At 71.7% G+C, this 13,664-nt stretch carries 13 protein-coding genes and 1 riboswitch; of the genes, 6 read left to right on the forward strand and 7 right to left on the reverse strand.

Going from position 1 to position 13,664, the window contains the following annotated elements; all coding sequences use genetic code 11:
- The first annotated feature begins 71 nt into the window (after window positions 1-71).
- The 5 genes from HNQ09_RS06135 (at window position 72) to sugE (ending at window position 4,030) form a co-directional block, all read left to right on the forward strand.
- Window positions 72-932: a branched-chain amino acid ABC transporter permease gene (locus HNQ09_RS06135; protein ID WP_184026795.1), complete on the forward strand. Its 861-nt coding sequence runs from the start codon at window positions 72-74 to the stop codon at window positions 930-932.
- A 61-nt stretch (window positions 933-993) separates the two neighbouring features.
- Window positions 994-1,986, forward strand: a complete 993-nt coding sequence (locus HNQ09_RS06140; protein WP_184026798.1) for a branched-chain amino acid ABC transporter permease — start codon at window positions 994-996, stop codon at window positions 1,984-1,986.
- Window positions 1,979-2,824, forward strand: coding sequence for an ABC transporter ATP-binding protein (locus HNQ09_RS06145; RefSeq protein WP_184026800.1), 846 nt, complete (start codon window positions 1,979-1,981; stop codon window positions 2,822-2,824). The genes HNQ09_RS06140 and HNQ09_RS06145 overlap by 8 nt, the downstream gene beginning before the upstream one ends.
- A complete protein-coding gene (locus tag HNQ09_RS06150; protein WP_184026801.1) occupies window positions 2,817-3,524 on the forward strand; it encodes an ABC transporter ATP-binding protein in 708 nt (235 codons plus the stop codon). The genes HNQ09_RS06145 and HNQ09_RS06150 overlap by 8 nt, the downstream gene beginning before the upstream one ends.
- A gap of 103 nt (window positions 3,525-3,627) precedes the next feature.
- Window positions 3,628-3,700, forward strand: a riboswitch (guanidine-III (ykkC-III) riboswitch).
- 9 nt (window positions 3,701-3,709) lie between these two features.
- The gene (gene sugE / locus HNQ09_RS06155; protein WP_184026803.1) at window positions 3,710-4,030 is read left to right on the forward strand and encodes a quaternary ammonium compound efflux SMR transporter SugE; all 321 of its coding nucleotides are present in this window, start codon (window positions 3,710-3,712) and stop codon (window positions 4,028-4,030) included.
- Window positions 4,031-4,042: 12 nt separating this feature from the next.
- On the opposite strand, the gene HNQ09_RS06160 is transcribed toward sugE, so the two are convergent.
- The 5 genes from HNQ09_RS06160 to HNQ09_RS06180 all read right to left on the reverse strand — a co-directional run bounded on the left by HNQ09_RS06160 (window position 4,043) and on the right by HNQ09_RS06180 (window position 9,838).
- Complete coding sequence (locus tag HNQ09_RS06160; RefSeq protein WP_184026805.1) at window positions 4,043-5,410, reverse strand: flavin monoamine oxidase family protein; 1,368 nt, start codon at window positions 5,408-5,410, stop codon at window positions 4,043-4,045.
- A 55-nt stretch (window positions 5,411-5,465) separates the two neighbouring features.
- Window positions 5,466-7,076 (reverse strand): aspartate:alanine exchanger family transporter, encoded by a 1,611-nt coding sequence (locus HNQ09_RS06165; protein ID WP_184026807.1) that lies wholly within the window; start codon window positions 7,074-7,076, stop codon window positions 5,466-5,468.
- A 224-nt stretch (window positions 7,077-7,300) separates the two neighbouring features.
- Complete coding sequence (locus tag HNQ09_RS06170; RefSeq protein WP_184026809.1) at window positions 7,301-8,248, reverse strand: acetyl-CoA carboxylase carboxyltransferase subunit alpha; 948 nt, start codon at window positions 8,246-8,248, stop codon at window positions 7,301-7,303.
- Complete coding sequence (gene accD / locus HNQ09_RS06175) at window positions 8,245-9,105, reverse strand: acetyl-CoA carboxylase, carboxyltransferase subunit beta (RefSeq protein ID WP_184026811.1); 861 nt, start codon at window positions 9,103-9,105, stop codon at window positions 8,245-8,247. The genes HNQ09_RS06170 and accD overlap by 4 nt, the downstream gene beginning before the upstream one ends.
- Window positions 9,106-9,379: 274 nt before the next feature.
- Complete coding sequence (locus HNQ09_RS06180) at window positions 9,380-9,838, reverse strand: LapA family protein (RefSeq protein WP_184026955.1); 459 nt, start codon at window positions 9,836-9,838, stop codon at window positions 9,380-9,382.
- A 298-nt stretch (window positions 9,839-10,136) separates the two neighbouring features.
- On the opposite strand from HNQ09_RS06180, the gene ilvA reads away from it, so the two are divergent.
- Window positions 10,137-11,687: a threonine ammonia-lyase, biosynthetic gene (gene ilvA / locus HNQ09_RS06185; protein WP_184026813.1), complete on the forward strand. Its 1,551-nt coding sequence runs from the start codon at window positions 10,137-10,139 to the stop codon at window positions 11,685-11,687.
- A 22-nt stretch (window positions 11,688-11,709) separates the two neighbouring features.
- Here the strand turns inward: ilvA and HNQ09_RS06190 are convergent, their stop codons facing one another.
- Window positions 11,710-12,684 (reverse strand): hypothetical protein, encoded by a 975-nt coding sequence (locus HNQ09_RS06190; RefSeq protein WP_184026815.1) that lies wholly within the window; start codon window positions 12,682-12,684, stop codon window positions 11,710-11,712.
- On the reverse strand, window positions 12,681-13,400 hold the full coding sequence (locus HNQ09_RS06195; RefSeq protein ID WP_184026817.1) for a M23 family metallopeptidase: 720 nt from the start codon (window positions 13,398-13,400) through the stop codon (window positions 12,681-12,683). Before HNQ09_RS06195 ends, HNQ09_RS06190 begins: the two co-directional genes overlap by 4 nt.
- Window positions 13,401-13,664: the final 264 nt, after the last annotated feature.

The raw sequence follows: 13,664 nt of genomic DNA on the forward strand, positions 1-13,664 counted from the left end.
CCGGCTGATCGTCCGTACCGCGCCCTGAGGGTCAGAGGGGCGCGGGCTTTTTTCTTTCTGGAGGCTGGTCCTTGACCCTCTTTTTGCAACAACTGTTCAACGCGCTGGCCCTGGGCGGCGTGTACGCGCTGGTGGCGCTGGGGCTGACCCTGGTCTACGGCGTGATGCGGGTGCCCAACTTCGCGCACGGCGGCCTGTACATGCTGGGCGCGTACTTCACCTACGCCGTGCTGAACGGCCTGGGCGTGCCCTACGTCGCCGCGCTCCTGATCGCGGCGGTGGCGGTGGCGGGGCTGGCCGCCGGGCTGGAGCGGGCGGTGTTCTACCCGCTCCGGAACGCGCCGCACGTCCACTCCATGATCGCCGCCATCGGGGTGCTGTTCTTTCTGGAAGCGGCGGTGCAGTTGATCTGGGGACCCGACTTCAAGCAGATCGCCGAGCCGGTGACCGGCATTCTGAACCTGGGCGGCGTGGTCATCACCTGGCAGCGCTTGATCGTGATCGCCGCCTCCGTGCTGGTGATGCTGGGGCTGAACTACTTCCTGAAGCGCACCCTGACGGGCGCCACCATCGAGGCGATGTCTCAAAACCGCGAGGGCGCGCGGCTGGTCGGCATCAACGTGAACCGGGTCGGCATGCTGACCTTCGCCATCTCGGGAGGGCTGGCCGCCGCCGCCGCCGCATTGATCGCGCCCATCGTCTCGGTCGCCCCCTCGATGGGCGAGGTGATGAACCTCAAGGTCTTCGCCATCATCATCCTGGGCGGCATGGGCAGCGTGCCGGGAGCCATCGTGGGCGCCTTTTTGCTCGCGCTGGCGGAGGTGTTCGGGGGCTTTTACATCAACCTGGATTTCGCGGACGTGATCGGGTTCGCGGCGCTGGTGGTCGTGCTGGCGATCCGGCCCCAGGGGCTGTTCAGGAGGGGGACGTGATGCAGGTGAGGGCGTGGAAAGGGGCCGCAGGCGCGGCGGCGAAGCACCGGGGCGTGACCGCATGAGCGCCGCGACCCGCAGGAAGTTCAACCCCGGCCTGCTGGGCTGGCTGGCCGTCTTCGCGCTGGCGGCGGGGCTGCCGCTCTTGCAACCCGGCGGCTACGTGCTGGACGTGGCGATCAACACCATGATCTGGGCGATGCTGGCCTACGGCCTGAACATCATGCTGGGGTATACGGGATTGCTGTCGCTGGCGCACGCGGGCTTTTTCGGCATAGGCGCCTACACGGTGGGCATCCTGACCTTGAAAGCGGGCTGGAGCTTCTGGCTCGCCTGGCCCGCCGGGGTGCTGCTCGCGGCGCTGGGCGGCCTGCTGCTGGGGCTGGTGGCCTTCCGCACGCGCGGGGACGCCTTCTCGATCTTCACGCTGGGGGTCGGGGTGATCATCGCGCTGGTGATCAACAAGTGGGACGACCTGACTGGCGGCAACGACGGCCTCAACGGGGTGCCGCCCGCCTCCAGCCTCCTGGGCATCGACTTTTCCAAGTCGGCGAACTTCTACTACGTGGCCCTGGCCGCGCTGGCACTCACCATTCTGGTGGTCGCGCGCACCCGCCAGAGCGTGTTCGGGCGCTCGCTGGTCGCCATCCGGGGCGGCGAGGACCTCGCGCGCAGCGCCGGAATCGACGTGTATACCCACAAGCTGCGGGCGCTGATGCTCTCGACCGCCATCGCGGGCTTCGCGGGCGGCGTGTACGCGGCCTACGTGGGCTTCCTGGGATCGGGCGCGACCGGGCCGACAACCACCTTCACCGTGCTGCTGTACCTGCTGGTGGGCGGGGTGGGCACGCTGGCCGGGCCGCTGGTGGGCACCGCGCTGATCTACGTGGCGCTCCAGTTCATGAAGGGCCTGCAAGACTACCAGTACATCGTGTTCGGGCCGCTGCTGGTGCTGCTCGTTCTCTTTGCGCCGCAGGGGCTGGCGGGGCTGTGGGACCGCGCCCAGGCGCGGCGGGTGCGCGCCCGCACCGAGCGGACGGTGGACCATGCCTGAGGCGCCCATCCTGGCCCTGCCCCTGCTGGAAGTCGAGGGGCTGGGCATCCACTTCGGCGGCCTGCACGCGGTCCGCGACGTGACCGCCTCGGTCCCGGCCGGGCAGATCACCGCGATTATCGGGCCGAACGGGGCAGGCAAAAGCACCTTCTTCAACCTGATCTCGGGCTTCTACCAGCCCACCTCGGGGCGCATCCGCTTTCAGGGGGAGGACATCACCCGCCTGCGGACCCACCAGGTCGTCGCGCGCGGGATCGCCCGCACCTTCCAGACGACCACCATCTACAAGGAACTCAGCGTGCTCGACAACGCCATGATCGGCCACCGGGTCCGCACCCGCGCCGGGCTGCTCGACGCGCTGCTGCGCACGGGCCGCGAGCGCCGCGACGAGGAGGAAAGCCGGGTGGGCGCGATGCGCGCGCTCGACCGGGTGGGGCTGGCCGCGCAGGCCGGGCGGCCCGCCGGGGCGCTGACCCAGGAGGGCCAGAAACGCGTCGGCATCGCGATGGCGCTGTCGAGCGACCCCAAGCTGCTGCTGCTGGACGAACCCGCCGCCGGAATGAACCCGGAGGAGACGGTCAGCCTGATGGGACTCATCCGCGAACTGGTGTCCGGAGGCCTCACGGTCGCGCTGGTCGAGCACAAGATGAGCCTGGTGATGGGCCTGGCCGACGGCATCGTGGTGCTGCACCACGGCCAGAAGATCGCCCAGGGCACGCCGGGCGCCGTCAGCCGCGACCCCGCCGTGATCGAGGCGTACCTGGGCGGGCACGCGCACGGCGGCCAGATGGGCCAGCCGGGGCGGGCCGCCGGGGAGACGGGAGGCGCCCATGCTTGAGGTCCAGAATCTCAACGTGAACTACGGCGCCTTCCGGGCGCTGCACGAGGTCAGCCTGACCGTCCAACCGGGCGAGATCGTGGTGCTGCTGGGCGCCAACGGGGCGGGCAAGAGCACCCTCTTCCGCACGCTGAGCGGGTTGCAGCGCCCCTCGGGCGGCGCGGCGACCTGGAAAGGCGTTCCGCTGACCGGCGGGCGGCCCGAGTTCAACGTGGCGCGCGGCGTGGCGCAGTGCCCGGAAGGCCGCCTGCTGTTTCCCGACCTCAGCGTGGAGAAGAACCTGCGGCTGGGCGCTTTCGTCCACCGCCGTGACCCTGCCGGAACGGCGCGCGAGCTGGAGCGGGTGTACGCCCTTTTCCCCATCCTGGTGGAAAAGCGCAACGCGCCCGCCGGGAGCCTCAGCGGCGGGCAGCAGCAGATGGTCGCCATCGCGCGGTCGCTGATGGCGCGGCCCGAGCTGCTGCTGCTCGACGAGCCGTCGCTGGGGCTGGCGCCGCTGGTCGTCGAGCAGGTCTTCGAGGCGGTGGAGCGGGTGAACGCGGCAGGGGTCAGCGTGCTGCTGGCCGAGCAGAACGCCTTCGCGGCGCTGGGTATCGCGCACCGGGGCTACGTGCTGGAAGGCGGGCGGGTTTCGCTGCAAGGCTCGCAGGGCGAACTGCTGGGCGACGACCGGGTGCGCAGCGCGTACCTGGGGGTGTAAAGAGAGCGGCCAGCGGCCAGCAGGAGCGGCGCGTAACCTCCCCGTTACACGCCGCTCCTCCTTTGCTTACAGAAGGCCGCTAGACTTCCCTCAGTCGCCCCCCCGTGTGGACCAAGGTGGGGGCCGAACTCCGGACGAGAGCACCGCCGTACCCGGTCACGACAAGACGGCGCAGGAGGTCTCTTATGGCATGGACGCTGCTCGTGATCGCGGGGTTGCTGGAAGTCGGCTGGGCCATCGGCCTGAAGTACACCGAGGGCTTCACCCGGCCCGTCCCCACCGTGCTCACCATCCTGAGCATGGTCGCCAGCATGGGGCTGCTGGGGCTGGCGGCGCGGACGCTGCCCATCGGCACGGCCTACGGGGTGTGGGTCGGCATCGGGGCGGTGGGGGCCGCCATCCTGGGCATCGTGCTGTTCAAGGAACCCGTGACCCTGGCCCGGCTGCTCTTCCTGGGCATGATGATCGCGGCGATCATCGGCCTGAAGGCGACGAGCGGAAGCTGAGGACGGCGAAGGTCAGCGGGCGGCCTGGGCGGCGAGCACTTCCCCGGCCGCCCGCTCGCCGCTCTCGACGGCGCCGTCCATGTAGTTCATCCACACGCGCGCGGTCTCGGCGCCCGCCCAGTGCAGGCGCCCGACCGGGGCACGCAGCGCCTCGCCGTAGCCGGTCCAGGTACCGGGGCCGAACAGCGCCCCGTAGCACCCGCCGCTGTGGGGTTCGGCCGCCCAGTCGCGCTCGACCGTTTCCAGCGGGTACCTGGCCTGCGGGCCGAACAGCCGCGCCAGGCTCTCCAGGGCGGCGGCGCGGCGTTCTTCCCCCGGGCGGTCCATCCAGGCGCGGGCCTCTCCCCCCTCCAGGAAGCCCAGCAGCACGCCGGGAGTACCCTGCGGCGGACTGTTGTCGAAGGTCACGGTGACCGGGCCGCGCTCGCTGATGGACATGCCGCTCAGGCCCGCCTCGCGCCAGAAGGGGCGCTCGTAGACCGCCATGAACTTCACGACCGCGCCCATCGGGAGCCGCTGCTGAAGCTGCGCGCGGCGGGGCGGCAGCGGAGGGTCGAACCCCATGCCGGAGAGCAGCGCCGGGGGCACGGCCACCACCGCGTGCCCGGCGCGGTGCGGTCCCTGCGGGGTGTGCAGGGTCACGCCCGCCTCATTCCGCTCGACCCGGATGACCGGGCACCCCAGCCGCACGTCGGGCAGCGCGTCGGCCAGGCGCAGGGCGAGGCTCTGGGCGCCGCCCAGGATCCGGTCTTGCAGGGCGTGCCCGCGCGTGAGGGTATGCCCGTTGATCCCGCCCCCGTGCGCGGTGTAGGTCAGGGCGTGCAGCAGGCTCAGCTCGGAGGCGTCCGCGCTGAAGACGGCCCCGGCATACAGGCGCATCAGCGCGCGGGTCTGGGGGGTATGGGCATGGCGGGTGATCCAGCTCTCGAACGTCTGGGCGTCCAGCTCTGCCGCGCCCGGGGCCGTCCAGGGAGCCTCCAGGGGAATCTGACGGGCCAGCCGCTCGAAGCGGGCGGAGAGCAGGGCGTAGTCGGCCAGAACATGCGGCGGCAGCGGCGGAATCAGGCCCCGGTACCTCAAGGTGCGGCCCAGCAGGTGCGCGAGGTTTTGCCCGGCGTCGTGCGTGGGGTAGACCTCCAGCCCGAGTTCCCGGATCAGGGCCATGACGTGCGGCTGGTTTGGCCCGACCCACTGCCCGCCGAGGTCCACGCTGACCCCCGTGAGCGGCAGCCGGACAGTGTGGGTGCGCCCGCCGACCCGCCCACGCGCCTCCAGCACCCGCACCCGCCGCCCGGCCCCGGCGAGCCTGCGCGCCGCCGTCAGCCCCGCCAGGCCCGCCCCGACGATCAGCACGTCCACGTCCGCCTGGGTTGTCGTCATGCACCAGCGTACCCCCTGACCCGGCGCGGCGGGAACGGGCGCAGGTGGGCCGCCCCTACCCCGCCAGCAGCAAGATGAGCTGCGCGAGGAAGATCTTGCCGATCAACGCCACCGGATACACCGAGGTGTAGCCCAGCTCGGGAACCTCGTTGCCGGTGCGCTCGGTGCCGTAGCCCAGCACGGCAGGCTGGGTGCCCAGACCGGCGGCCAGACCCGTGAGCAGGCTGTAGGGCAGCCGCAAGAGCCGGTACCCGGTCCACAGCAGCAGCGAGACGACCACGACCGTGATCAGCGTGCCCGCCAGCAGGAGATAGACCCCCTGGGCACTGGCGAGCTGCGCCGCGAAACGCCCGCCGCTGCGCAGGCCCACGCCCGCCAGAAAGAGGGCCAGCCCCAGCTGGCGCAAGGTCAGGTTGGCGCTGTAGGGGATGTTCCAGACGATGCGCCCGCTGCGCCCCAGCGCCCCCAGCAGCAGCCCGACGAGCAGCGGTCCACCTGCCACGCCCAGCCGGAAGGTCCCGCCGCCGGGCAGCGGCAGCGGCAGGGTGCCCAGCGCCAGCCCCAGCACCAGCCCCAGGCTGAAGGTCAGCAGGTTGATCTCGGAGAGGCGGCGGTACGAGTCGCCGAAAAAACGGGTCACCTCGCCCATGCGTTCGCGCGGGGCGACCACACGCACCCGGTCCCCGAGTTCGAGGACCGTCGCCCCGCCCGGCACGATGTCGCGGTCGCCCCGGCGCACGCGGGTCACGGTGGCGCCCAGCCGCTCGCGCACCCTCAGCTCCGAAAGCCGCCGCCCCGCCACCCGGGGGCTGGACACGAAGATGCGCCGGAAATCCAGCACCGAGCGGTCGCTGCTCAGCGATTCGGGCAGTTCCTCGCCGAGCTGCGCGATCACGGCCGCCACGTCGCCCGGCGCCCCGGTGATGGACACCAGATCGCCCCGGCGCAGCACCGACCCCGCCTCGGCCGGTTCAAGCTGCCCGCCGTGCAGCAGTCGCCCGAACACCACCCGCTCGCCGTGCGTCCGCGCGAAGGCCTCCACTGTGGGTTCGCGCGGGTCCTGCACCCGGAGCGTGCGGGTGACGGGTTCTTCCGCCGAGACACCCAGCGTCCGCGCTTCTCCCGGGTAGTCGGGGCGGTAGCGCCGCTCGAAGAAAAACAGCGCCAGCATCACGCCGATCACGCCCATCGGGTAGGCGATGGAGTAGGTCACGACCGGGTCGCCCGCTCCCGGCTGGCCCGCCACCGCCTCGATCACGCCCGCCAGTGCGGGGGTGCTGGTCAAGGCCCCGGTGTACAGCCCGGCGGTGAGCGCAGGGTCCAGGCCCAGCAGCCGCCCGGCCAGCAGCGTCAGCCCCGCCCCCAGGGTCAGCAGGGCCAGCACCAGCGCGTTGCGAATCAGCCCGGCGCGGCCCAGCGACCCCAGAAAATGCCCGCCGCTCGCCAGCGCGATGGAAAAGACGAAGAGCGCCAGCCCCAGCTCGTAGACCGCCGGGTCCAGCGCGATGCGCGGATCGAGCGCGCTGACCAGCAGCCCCGCGAACAGCACCCCCGCCACCCCCAGGCTGAACCCCAGCACCCGCACGCTGCCCAGCGCAAAGCCCAGCAGCAGCACCACGAAGAGGGTCAGGACCGGATTCTCGGCAAGCAGGTTCAGCGCAGCCATGGGGGCAACCTTACCCGGATCGGGGCAGGCAGGGGTTCAGCCGAGCAAGACAGTGGGCAGCCCCGGCCCGCCGTCCAGGATGGGACCGCAGCGTCAGCCGAGCGCCACCGCGGGACATCTCGGTGGCGCTCAAGCTGCGGGACTTCAGATGAGAGCCGTTCTTCCCGCGCCGGAGCCTGACCGTGGAGAACAGGGCGGCAGTGCTCTACCCGAGGTCCCCCCGCTCAGTCCTCGTCGAAAGCGCCCAGCGTGCGGAAGCGGGCGGCCCGGCCCGCCTTCAGCGCGTGCGGTTCCAGCCCCGACAGCTCGGCCAGCTGGCGCGCGACGGCCTCGCCCAGGAAGCGGGCGGCGGCCTCCGGGTCGAGGTGGGCGCCCCCCGGCGGCTCGGGCACGACCTCCTCGACCAGGCCGAGGTCCAGCAGGTCGGGCGCGGTGAGCCGGAGGGCCTCGGCGGCTTCCGGGGCTTTGGCCGCGTCTTTCCAGATGATGCTGGCCGCACCCTCGGGCGAGATCACCGAGTACCAGGCGTTTTCCTGGATGAGCACCCGGTTGCCGACCCCCAGCGCGAGCGCTCCGCCCGAGCCACCCTCGCCGATCACGGCGCACACGGCCGGGACCCGCAACCGCACCATCCGCTGGATGCTCTCGGCGATGGCCCAGCCCTGGCCGCGTTCCTCGGCTTCGATGCCGGGATAGGCGCCGGGCGTGTCGATCAACGTCACCACCGGCAGCCCGAAGCGGTCGGCGAGGTCCATCAGGCGGATCGCCTTGCGGTAGCCCTCGGGATTGCTCATGCCGAAGCGGCGGCGAATCTTGGACTTGGTATCGCGGCCCTTTTGCTGCATCAAGAGCATGACGGGCGTGCCCAGCCAGCGCGCCGGGCCGCCGATCAGGGCGGGGTCGTCCCCGTAGGCGCGGTCGCCGTGCAGCTCGGTAAAGTCGCTGCACAGCCGCTCGACGTAATCCAGGGCGGTGGGGCGCCCCGGCGCGCGGGCCAGCCCGACCCGCTCCCAGCGCGTGAGGCGGGCGTGGCCTTCCCCGCGCAGGCGCTCGACCTCGGCGCGCAGGGGGTTGAGCGCCGCGTCAAGGTTCTGCCCGGTGCGCCCGGCGGTGGCTTCCAGCTCGCGCAGCCGGGCTTCGAGTTCGCGCAGGGTCTCGGCGGGGGCGGTCATGCGCTCCCCCCGGCGGAGCGGCGGGTCAGCACGCCCAGCAGCGTCCGCAGGTAGGCGCGGTGCTCGCGGCGGTCCACCACGGCGTCCACCATGCCGTGCTCCAGCAGGAACTCGGCGCGCTGAAAGCCTTCGGGCAGATGCTGGCGGATGGTCTGCTGGATCACGCGCGGCCCCGCGAACCCGATCAGGGCGCCCGGCTCGGCCACGATCACGTCCGCGACGGTGGCAAAGGAGGCGGTCACGCCCCCCGTTGTCGGATCGCTGAGGATGGAGACGTACGGCAGGCCGCGCTCGGAGAGGCCCTCGAGCGCCACAGTGGTCTTCGCCATCTGCATCAGCGAGAGGGCACTCTCCTGCATCCGCGCGCCGCCGCTGGCCGCGACAAGCACGAAGGGCGTCCCGGCCGAGGCCGCATGTTCCGCCGCGCGGGCGATCTCCTCACCGACCACGCTGCCCATGCTGCCGCCCGAAAAAGCAAAGTCCATCGCGGCGACCGTGACCGGCAGCCCGTGAATCTGCCCCGTGCCGGTCAGGATCGCGTCGGGGCGGCCGGTCTTGGCCTGCGCGCGGGCCAGCCGCGCCGGGTAGGGTTCGGTGTCCTCGAAGCCCAGCGGATCGGTGGGCCGCACCCGGCCCGAGCGCGCTTGAAAGCTGCCGGGGTCGAGCAGCACCTCCAGCCGCTTGCCCGCGTCCAGGCGCAGGTGGTGGCCGCACTTGGGGCACACGAAACTGCTCAGTTCGAGGTCGCGGTTGTACAGCCCCTCCTTGCACTGGGGGCACTGGGTCCACAGGTCCGGCAGCTCCGCGCCCACCTGCTGCTGCGGGCGGCGTCTGCGGAAAAAACGGTCGAGCGCCATAAGCCTTTTCACTCCTTCCTGCGGTCAGGTTCCTGCGGTCTGGCCCTGCGGCGGGTCGGCCCCCGCGTGCCCCCGGTCCCGCTTCTCGCCGCCCACCTTGCCGCAACGGGGCAGCGGACGCCGGGACGAAAGCAGCTCTGGGCACCAGGGGAGAGGCCGCACAACAGGACCTGGAAAAACAGCTTCCCGGCGCATTCTAGACGCGCCGGGAGGGGCACTTCCGAACTTCTGAACCGGGTGCAAGAGAAGCCGGGACCCGCCGCCTCCCGGCCGCTCAGCCCAGGCGGCGCTTGAGGTAATCGTCGATCTGCGCGAGCTGCACGTTCAGGTCGCGTTGCAGGGCGTCGATGCGGGCGTTGGTGGCCTCCAGCCCGGGAGCCGGGAGGGCCGGGCGGCCCACGCTCTGGCCCAGCGTCTCGAAGCGCTCGTCGATATAGCTTTGCAGCTGGGCAAAACGGCTGCCCTCCTGCGAGTCCAGGCTCAGGCGCAGCGCCTCCATGTCGCGCAGCAGCCGGGCGCTGTCGGCCTGGGCACGCAGGCGGTCCACATTGCCCCACAGATAGAACAGCAGCCCCAACGCCAGCCCGGTCAGGAGCAGGATCAGCCCCAGCGGCACGCCGCGGTAGGTCACGAAGCCCAGGTTGAGGGTATGCCCGAACATCAGGGCGTGACGGTTGAGGACCGCGAAAATGGCCGCCAGCACCACGATGATGATCAGGACGATGGTCCGCATCCGCATGGGGTGAGCCTACCCCATTCCCCCCGGAACCGGGCCGGGCGGGGAGGCCGGGGCCGCAGCCTGACCCGGTGCGCCCGCCGAGACCTCTGCCGACACATCTGCCGACACATCTGGAGGAGGCGCGCCCGCCCCTTGTCTACCCCTCACCCCCGCCACCCCGGCGCCTCCCCCTATCCTGCCCCCATGCTCCCGGCGCGAATTTTTCCCCCTTCCGGGAACTGACGGCTCCCCCGCGCGCCGCACGTCTCCCCCGCCCTCCCCTGCGGGGGGTTCCTCTTTTCCGGAGGTACGCATGACCCACCCCCAGCCCTTCACCCCCGGCTCCCTGACGGCCCAGGACGTGCTGCGCCTGGCCCTGACCGGCCGGGTCTACGGCGCGGCGGTGCAGACGCCCCTTAGCCCGGCGCCCGGCCTGAGCGCCCGGACCGGCAACGCGGTGTGGCTCAAGCGCGAAGACCAGCAGCCCATCTTTTCGTTCAAGCTGCGCGGGGCCTACAACAAGATGAGCGGGCTGACCCCGGCGGAGGCGGCGCGCGGCGTGATCTGCGCCTCGGCGGGCAACCACGCGCAGGGGGTGGCCTACGCGGCGCAGAAGCTGGGGCTGCGGGCGGTGATCGTGATGCCCGTGACCACGCCCGAGATCAAAGTGCGCGCCTGCCGCGAGCGCGGCGCCGAGGTGATTCTCCACGGCGACTCCTTCAGCGACGCCGAGGAGCTTGCCCAGACGCTGGGCCGCGAGCGCGGGTTGACCCCGGTTCATCCCTACGACGACCCCCAGGTCCTCGCCGGGCAGGGCACGGTCGCGCTGGAGCTGCTGCGGCAGGTCGAGACGCCCGGCGCCTACACGGTGTTCGTTCCGGTCGGTGGGGGCGGCCTGATCGCGGGGGTGGCCGGGGTCCTCAAGGCGCTGCGCCCCGACGTGCGGATCGTGGGCGTCGAACCCGACGACAGCGACGCGATGTACCGCAGCGTCCAGGCCGGGCGGCGGGTACGCCTGGAGACGGTGGGGATCTTCGTGGACGGGGTGGCGGTGCGCCAGGTCGGTGAGTACACCTTCGACCTCGCCCGCCGCTATGTGGACGACTGGGTGCAGGTGAGCACCGACGAGGTCTGCGCGGCGATCAAGGACGTGTTCGACGACACCCGCGCCGTGATGGAACCCGCCGGAGCGCTGGCGGTGGCGGGCCTGAAGCGCTACGCCGCCGAACAGGGATTGACCGGCGAGACGCTGGTCGCCCTGACCTGCGGCGCCAACGTGAATTTCGACCGCCTGCGCCACGTGGCCGAACGCGCCGAGATCGGCGAACGGCGCGAGGCGATCCTGGCCGTCACCATTCCCGAGCGGCCCGGCGCCTTTCGCGCCTTTATCGGGAGCCTCGGCCCGCGCGCGATCACCGAGTTCAACTACCGCTACGCGCCGCGCGAGGACGCCCGTATCTTCGTGGGGGTGCAGCTCGGGCAGCCCGGCGAGAGATCGGAGCTGCTGGAGTCCCTGGGCCGCCAGGGCTACCCCGTCACCGACCTCACCGACGACGAGCTGGCCAAGGTCCACCTGCGCCACATGGTCGGGGGCCGCGCGCCCGAGGCCACGCACGAGCGGGTCTATTCCTTCACCTTCCCCGAGCGGCCCGGCGCCCTGCTGGAATTCCTGACCGCCCTGCACGCCCGCTGGAACATCAGCCTCTTTCACTACCGCAACCACGGCAGCGCGCACGGCCGCGTGCTGGCCGGACTCCAGGTGCCGCCGGAGCAGGTGGAGGACTTCGCCGCCTTCCTGGCCGGGCTGGGGTATCCGGCCCAGGAGATGACCGGGAACGCGGCCTACCGGCTGTTTCTGACGTAGCGGTCAGGGGAGGAGGCTGGGGCTAATCCCCCGCCCCCGGCAGCTCCACCACCCGCACGTTGCCGTCGCGCGCGCTGAGGTAGGAAACCCTGCGCCCGTCGGGGCTGACGTTCCAGTCGCCCTGGCGGACCTGATCGCCCAGGTCGCCCAGGGTGCGCCAGGCGTTCGCGCGGGCGTCATACTCGCGCAGGACGTGGGGCGAGCCGTCGGGGTCGAGGGGGATCAGCAGCAGGCGGCCAGGGTCGCGCCAGCGGTAGGAGCCGAACGCCGCGAGCTTCCTGGCCGCGCCCCCCGCCGTGGGCCGCACCCACAGCCCGTTGCGGGCCGCCGAGTCGAAGGCGACGTAGTACACGACCCGCGAGCCGTCTGTGCTGAGGCTCACGCCCCGGAAGGACAGGGCGGTGGCGAGGGTGCGCCGCGCGCCCGTGCGGGTATCGAGGGTGAAGAGGTCGCGGTCGCGGTCTCCCGCGTTGCGTTTGCCGCTGAGCAGCAGGGTGGTCTCGTTCACCCAGCCGCTGATGCCGCCGCCGTAGAGGGTGGCGACCTGCCGGGGCGAGCCGAAGGCGTCCGCCACGAAGACGCGGGTGGTCCGGCGGTCGAAGTTGCCGCTGGTGTCGCTGCGGGTATACGCCAGCCGGTTCTCCGAGCGCGTCCAGGTCACGTCGCCGCCGCGCGTGGGCAGGGTGAAGCGCCGTCCGTCGGCCAGCCGCTCCAGGGTGGTGTTCTCCCCGGTGCCGGGCCGCACCGCCCACAGCAGCCGGGGCGAGAAGAAGGCGACGCTGGAAAAACGCCGGGTGACCGCTCCACCGTTCGCCGGAACCGTGTAGATGCCGGTCGCGGCGCGGGCCGGGGGACCGTCCAGAAAGAGCAGCGCCCGTGAATCCGGCGTCCAGACCGCGCCGGGGCAGCAGGTGCCGCTCAGCACAGCTTTGGAGGGCAGGGTGGCGGCCAGGGCCGGGGTGCCCAGCGCGAGGGCCAGCGCCAGGGCGCGCCTCACCGTGCCCCCCCGGCGGCGGGCGGCCAGGGCCGGGCGAACTCGTTGAGCAGGGCGCCTCCCCGCCTGACCTCGGGCTGAGACTCGGGGGTCTGCCAGCGGCGGGGCGCGTTCAGGTCGTACTGGTACCCACGCCCGAACGACCCCGCCAGCGCCAGCGAGTCCCAGTCGGCGGCGATGTAAGGCAGCGGGTTGAAGAACCGCTGGTGCGAGCGGTCGCGCAACTCCAGGTGCAGGTGCGGCGCGCTGACGCAGGTGAACTGCGAGTCGCCGCTTTCCCCGATGACCTGCCCGCGTTTGACCTGCTGGCCCACCCGCAAGGAGGACCGCACCCGCAGGTGCCCGTACAGGCTGCTGAGGTTTCCCGCGTGGTCGATCACCACGTTGTGCGGCGGGCTGCCGTGCGGGCCGTCCACCTCGGCGACCACCCCGTCCCCGATGGCGCGGACCGGGGTGCCGCACGGCGCGCTGAAATCCAGCCCCGCGTGGACCCCCTGGAGGTTCCCGTAGGTGCTGCGCCGCTGCCGGTACGCCCCCGTCGTGTTGCCGTACCCCTGCCCCAGCAGCCAGGTGTCCGGCCCCGGTGCCCCCGCGAAGGGCAGCCCGAACTGCCGCGCCGGTTTCGCAATCGCGCTGTCCGGCAGCGCAGGCGCGTAGTGCGCCAGGGCCACCGCCGACACGGCGAGCGCCCCAGCCGCCGCCACTTTTCTGATCGACATGCACGATGCTGACCCACAGCCGAGGCCAGGACGGTGCGGGGGGTTACACGATGGAGACGAGGCAATAAAAAATCCGCCTCTGCGGGCGGTGATGGACAGAAGATAGCGCGGGATGCAGCGGAAGTCAACTTATGCAGGCGGATTTTTTCCTGGTGAGCTGCGTGGCGGCTCTGACACGGCCTACGTCAGCAGCTCTGCGAGTCCCCCGCGAGGGAGAGAAGGAGCGACAGCGCCAAAGCCTGAGCTTCCTCAACAACGGGCACA

It is taken from the genome of Deinococcus budaensis (genome assembly GCF_014201885.1).
In the GTDB taxonomy this organism is placed as follows: Bacteria; Deinococcota; Deinococci; order Deinococcales; family Deinococcaceae; genus Deinococcus; species Deinococcus budaensis.

Bases quoted from the DNA above. Each gene is read 5' to 3' on its own strand.
- HNQ09_RS06140 (WP_184026798.1), top strand. From the start codon at position 994: ATGAGCGCCGCGACCCGCAGGAAGTTCAACCCCGGCCTGCTGGGCTGG.
- sugE (WP_184026803.1), top strand. From the start codon at position 3,710: ATGGCATGGACGCTGCTCGTGATCGCGGGGTTGCTGGAAGTCGGCTGG.
- HNQ09_RS06195 (WP_184026817.1), bottom strand. From the start codon at position 13,400: ATGTCGATCAGAAAAGTGGCGGCGGCTGGGGCGCTCGCCGTGTCGGCG.
- ilvA (WP_184026813.1), top strand. From the start codon at position 10,137: ATGACCCACCCCCAGCCCTTCACCCCCGGCTCCCTGACGGCCCAGGAC.
- HNQ09_RS06160 (WP_184026805.1), bottom strand. From the start codon at position 5,410: ATGACGACAACCCAGGCGGACGTGGACGTGCTGATCGTCGGGGCGGGC.
- HNQ09_RS06145 (WP_184026800.1), top strand. From the start codon at position 1,979: ATGCCTGAGGCGCCCATCCTGGCCCTGCCCCTGCTGGAAGTCGAGGGG.
- HNQ09_RS06165 (WP_184026807.1), bottom strand. From the start codon at position 7,076: ATGGCTGCGCTGAACCTGCTTGCCGAGAATCCGGTCCTGACCCTCTTC.
- HNQ09_RS06180 (WP_184026955.1), bottom strand. From the start codon at position 9,838: ATGCGGACCATCGTCCTGATCATCATCGTGGTGCTGGCGGCCATTTTC.
- HNQ09_RS06150 (WP_184026801.1), top strand. From the start codon at position 2,817: ATGCTTGAGGTCCAGAATCTCAACGTGAACTACGGCGCCTTCCGGGCG.
- HNQ09_RS06170 (WP_184026809.1), bottom strand. From the start codon at position 8,248: ATGACCGCCCCCGCCGAGACCCTGCGCGAACTCGAAGCCCGGCTGCGC.
- accD (WP_184026811.1), bottom strand. From the start codon at position 9,105: ATGGCGCTCGACCGTTTTTTCCGCAGACGCCGCCCGCAGCAGCAGGTG.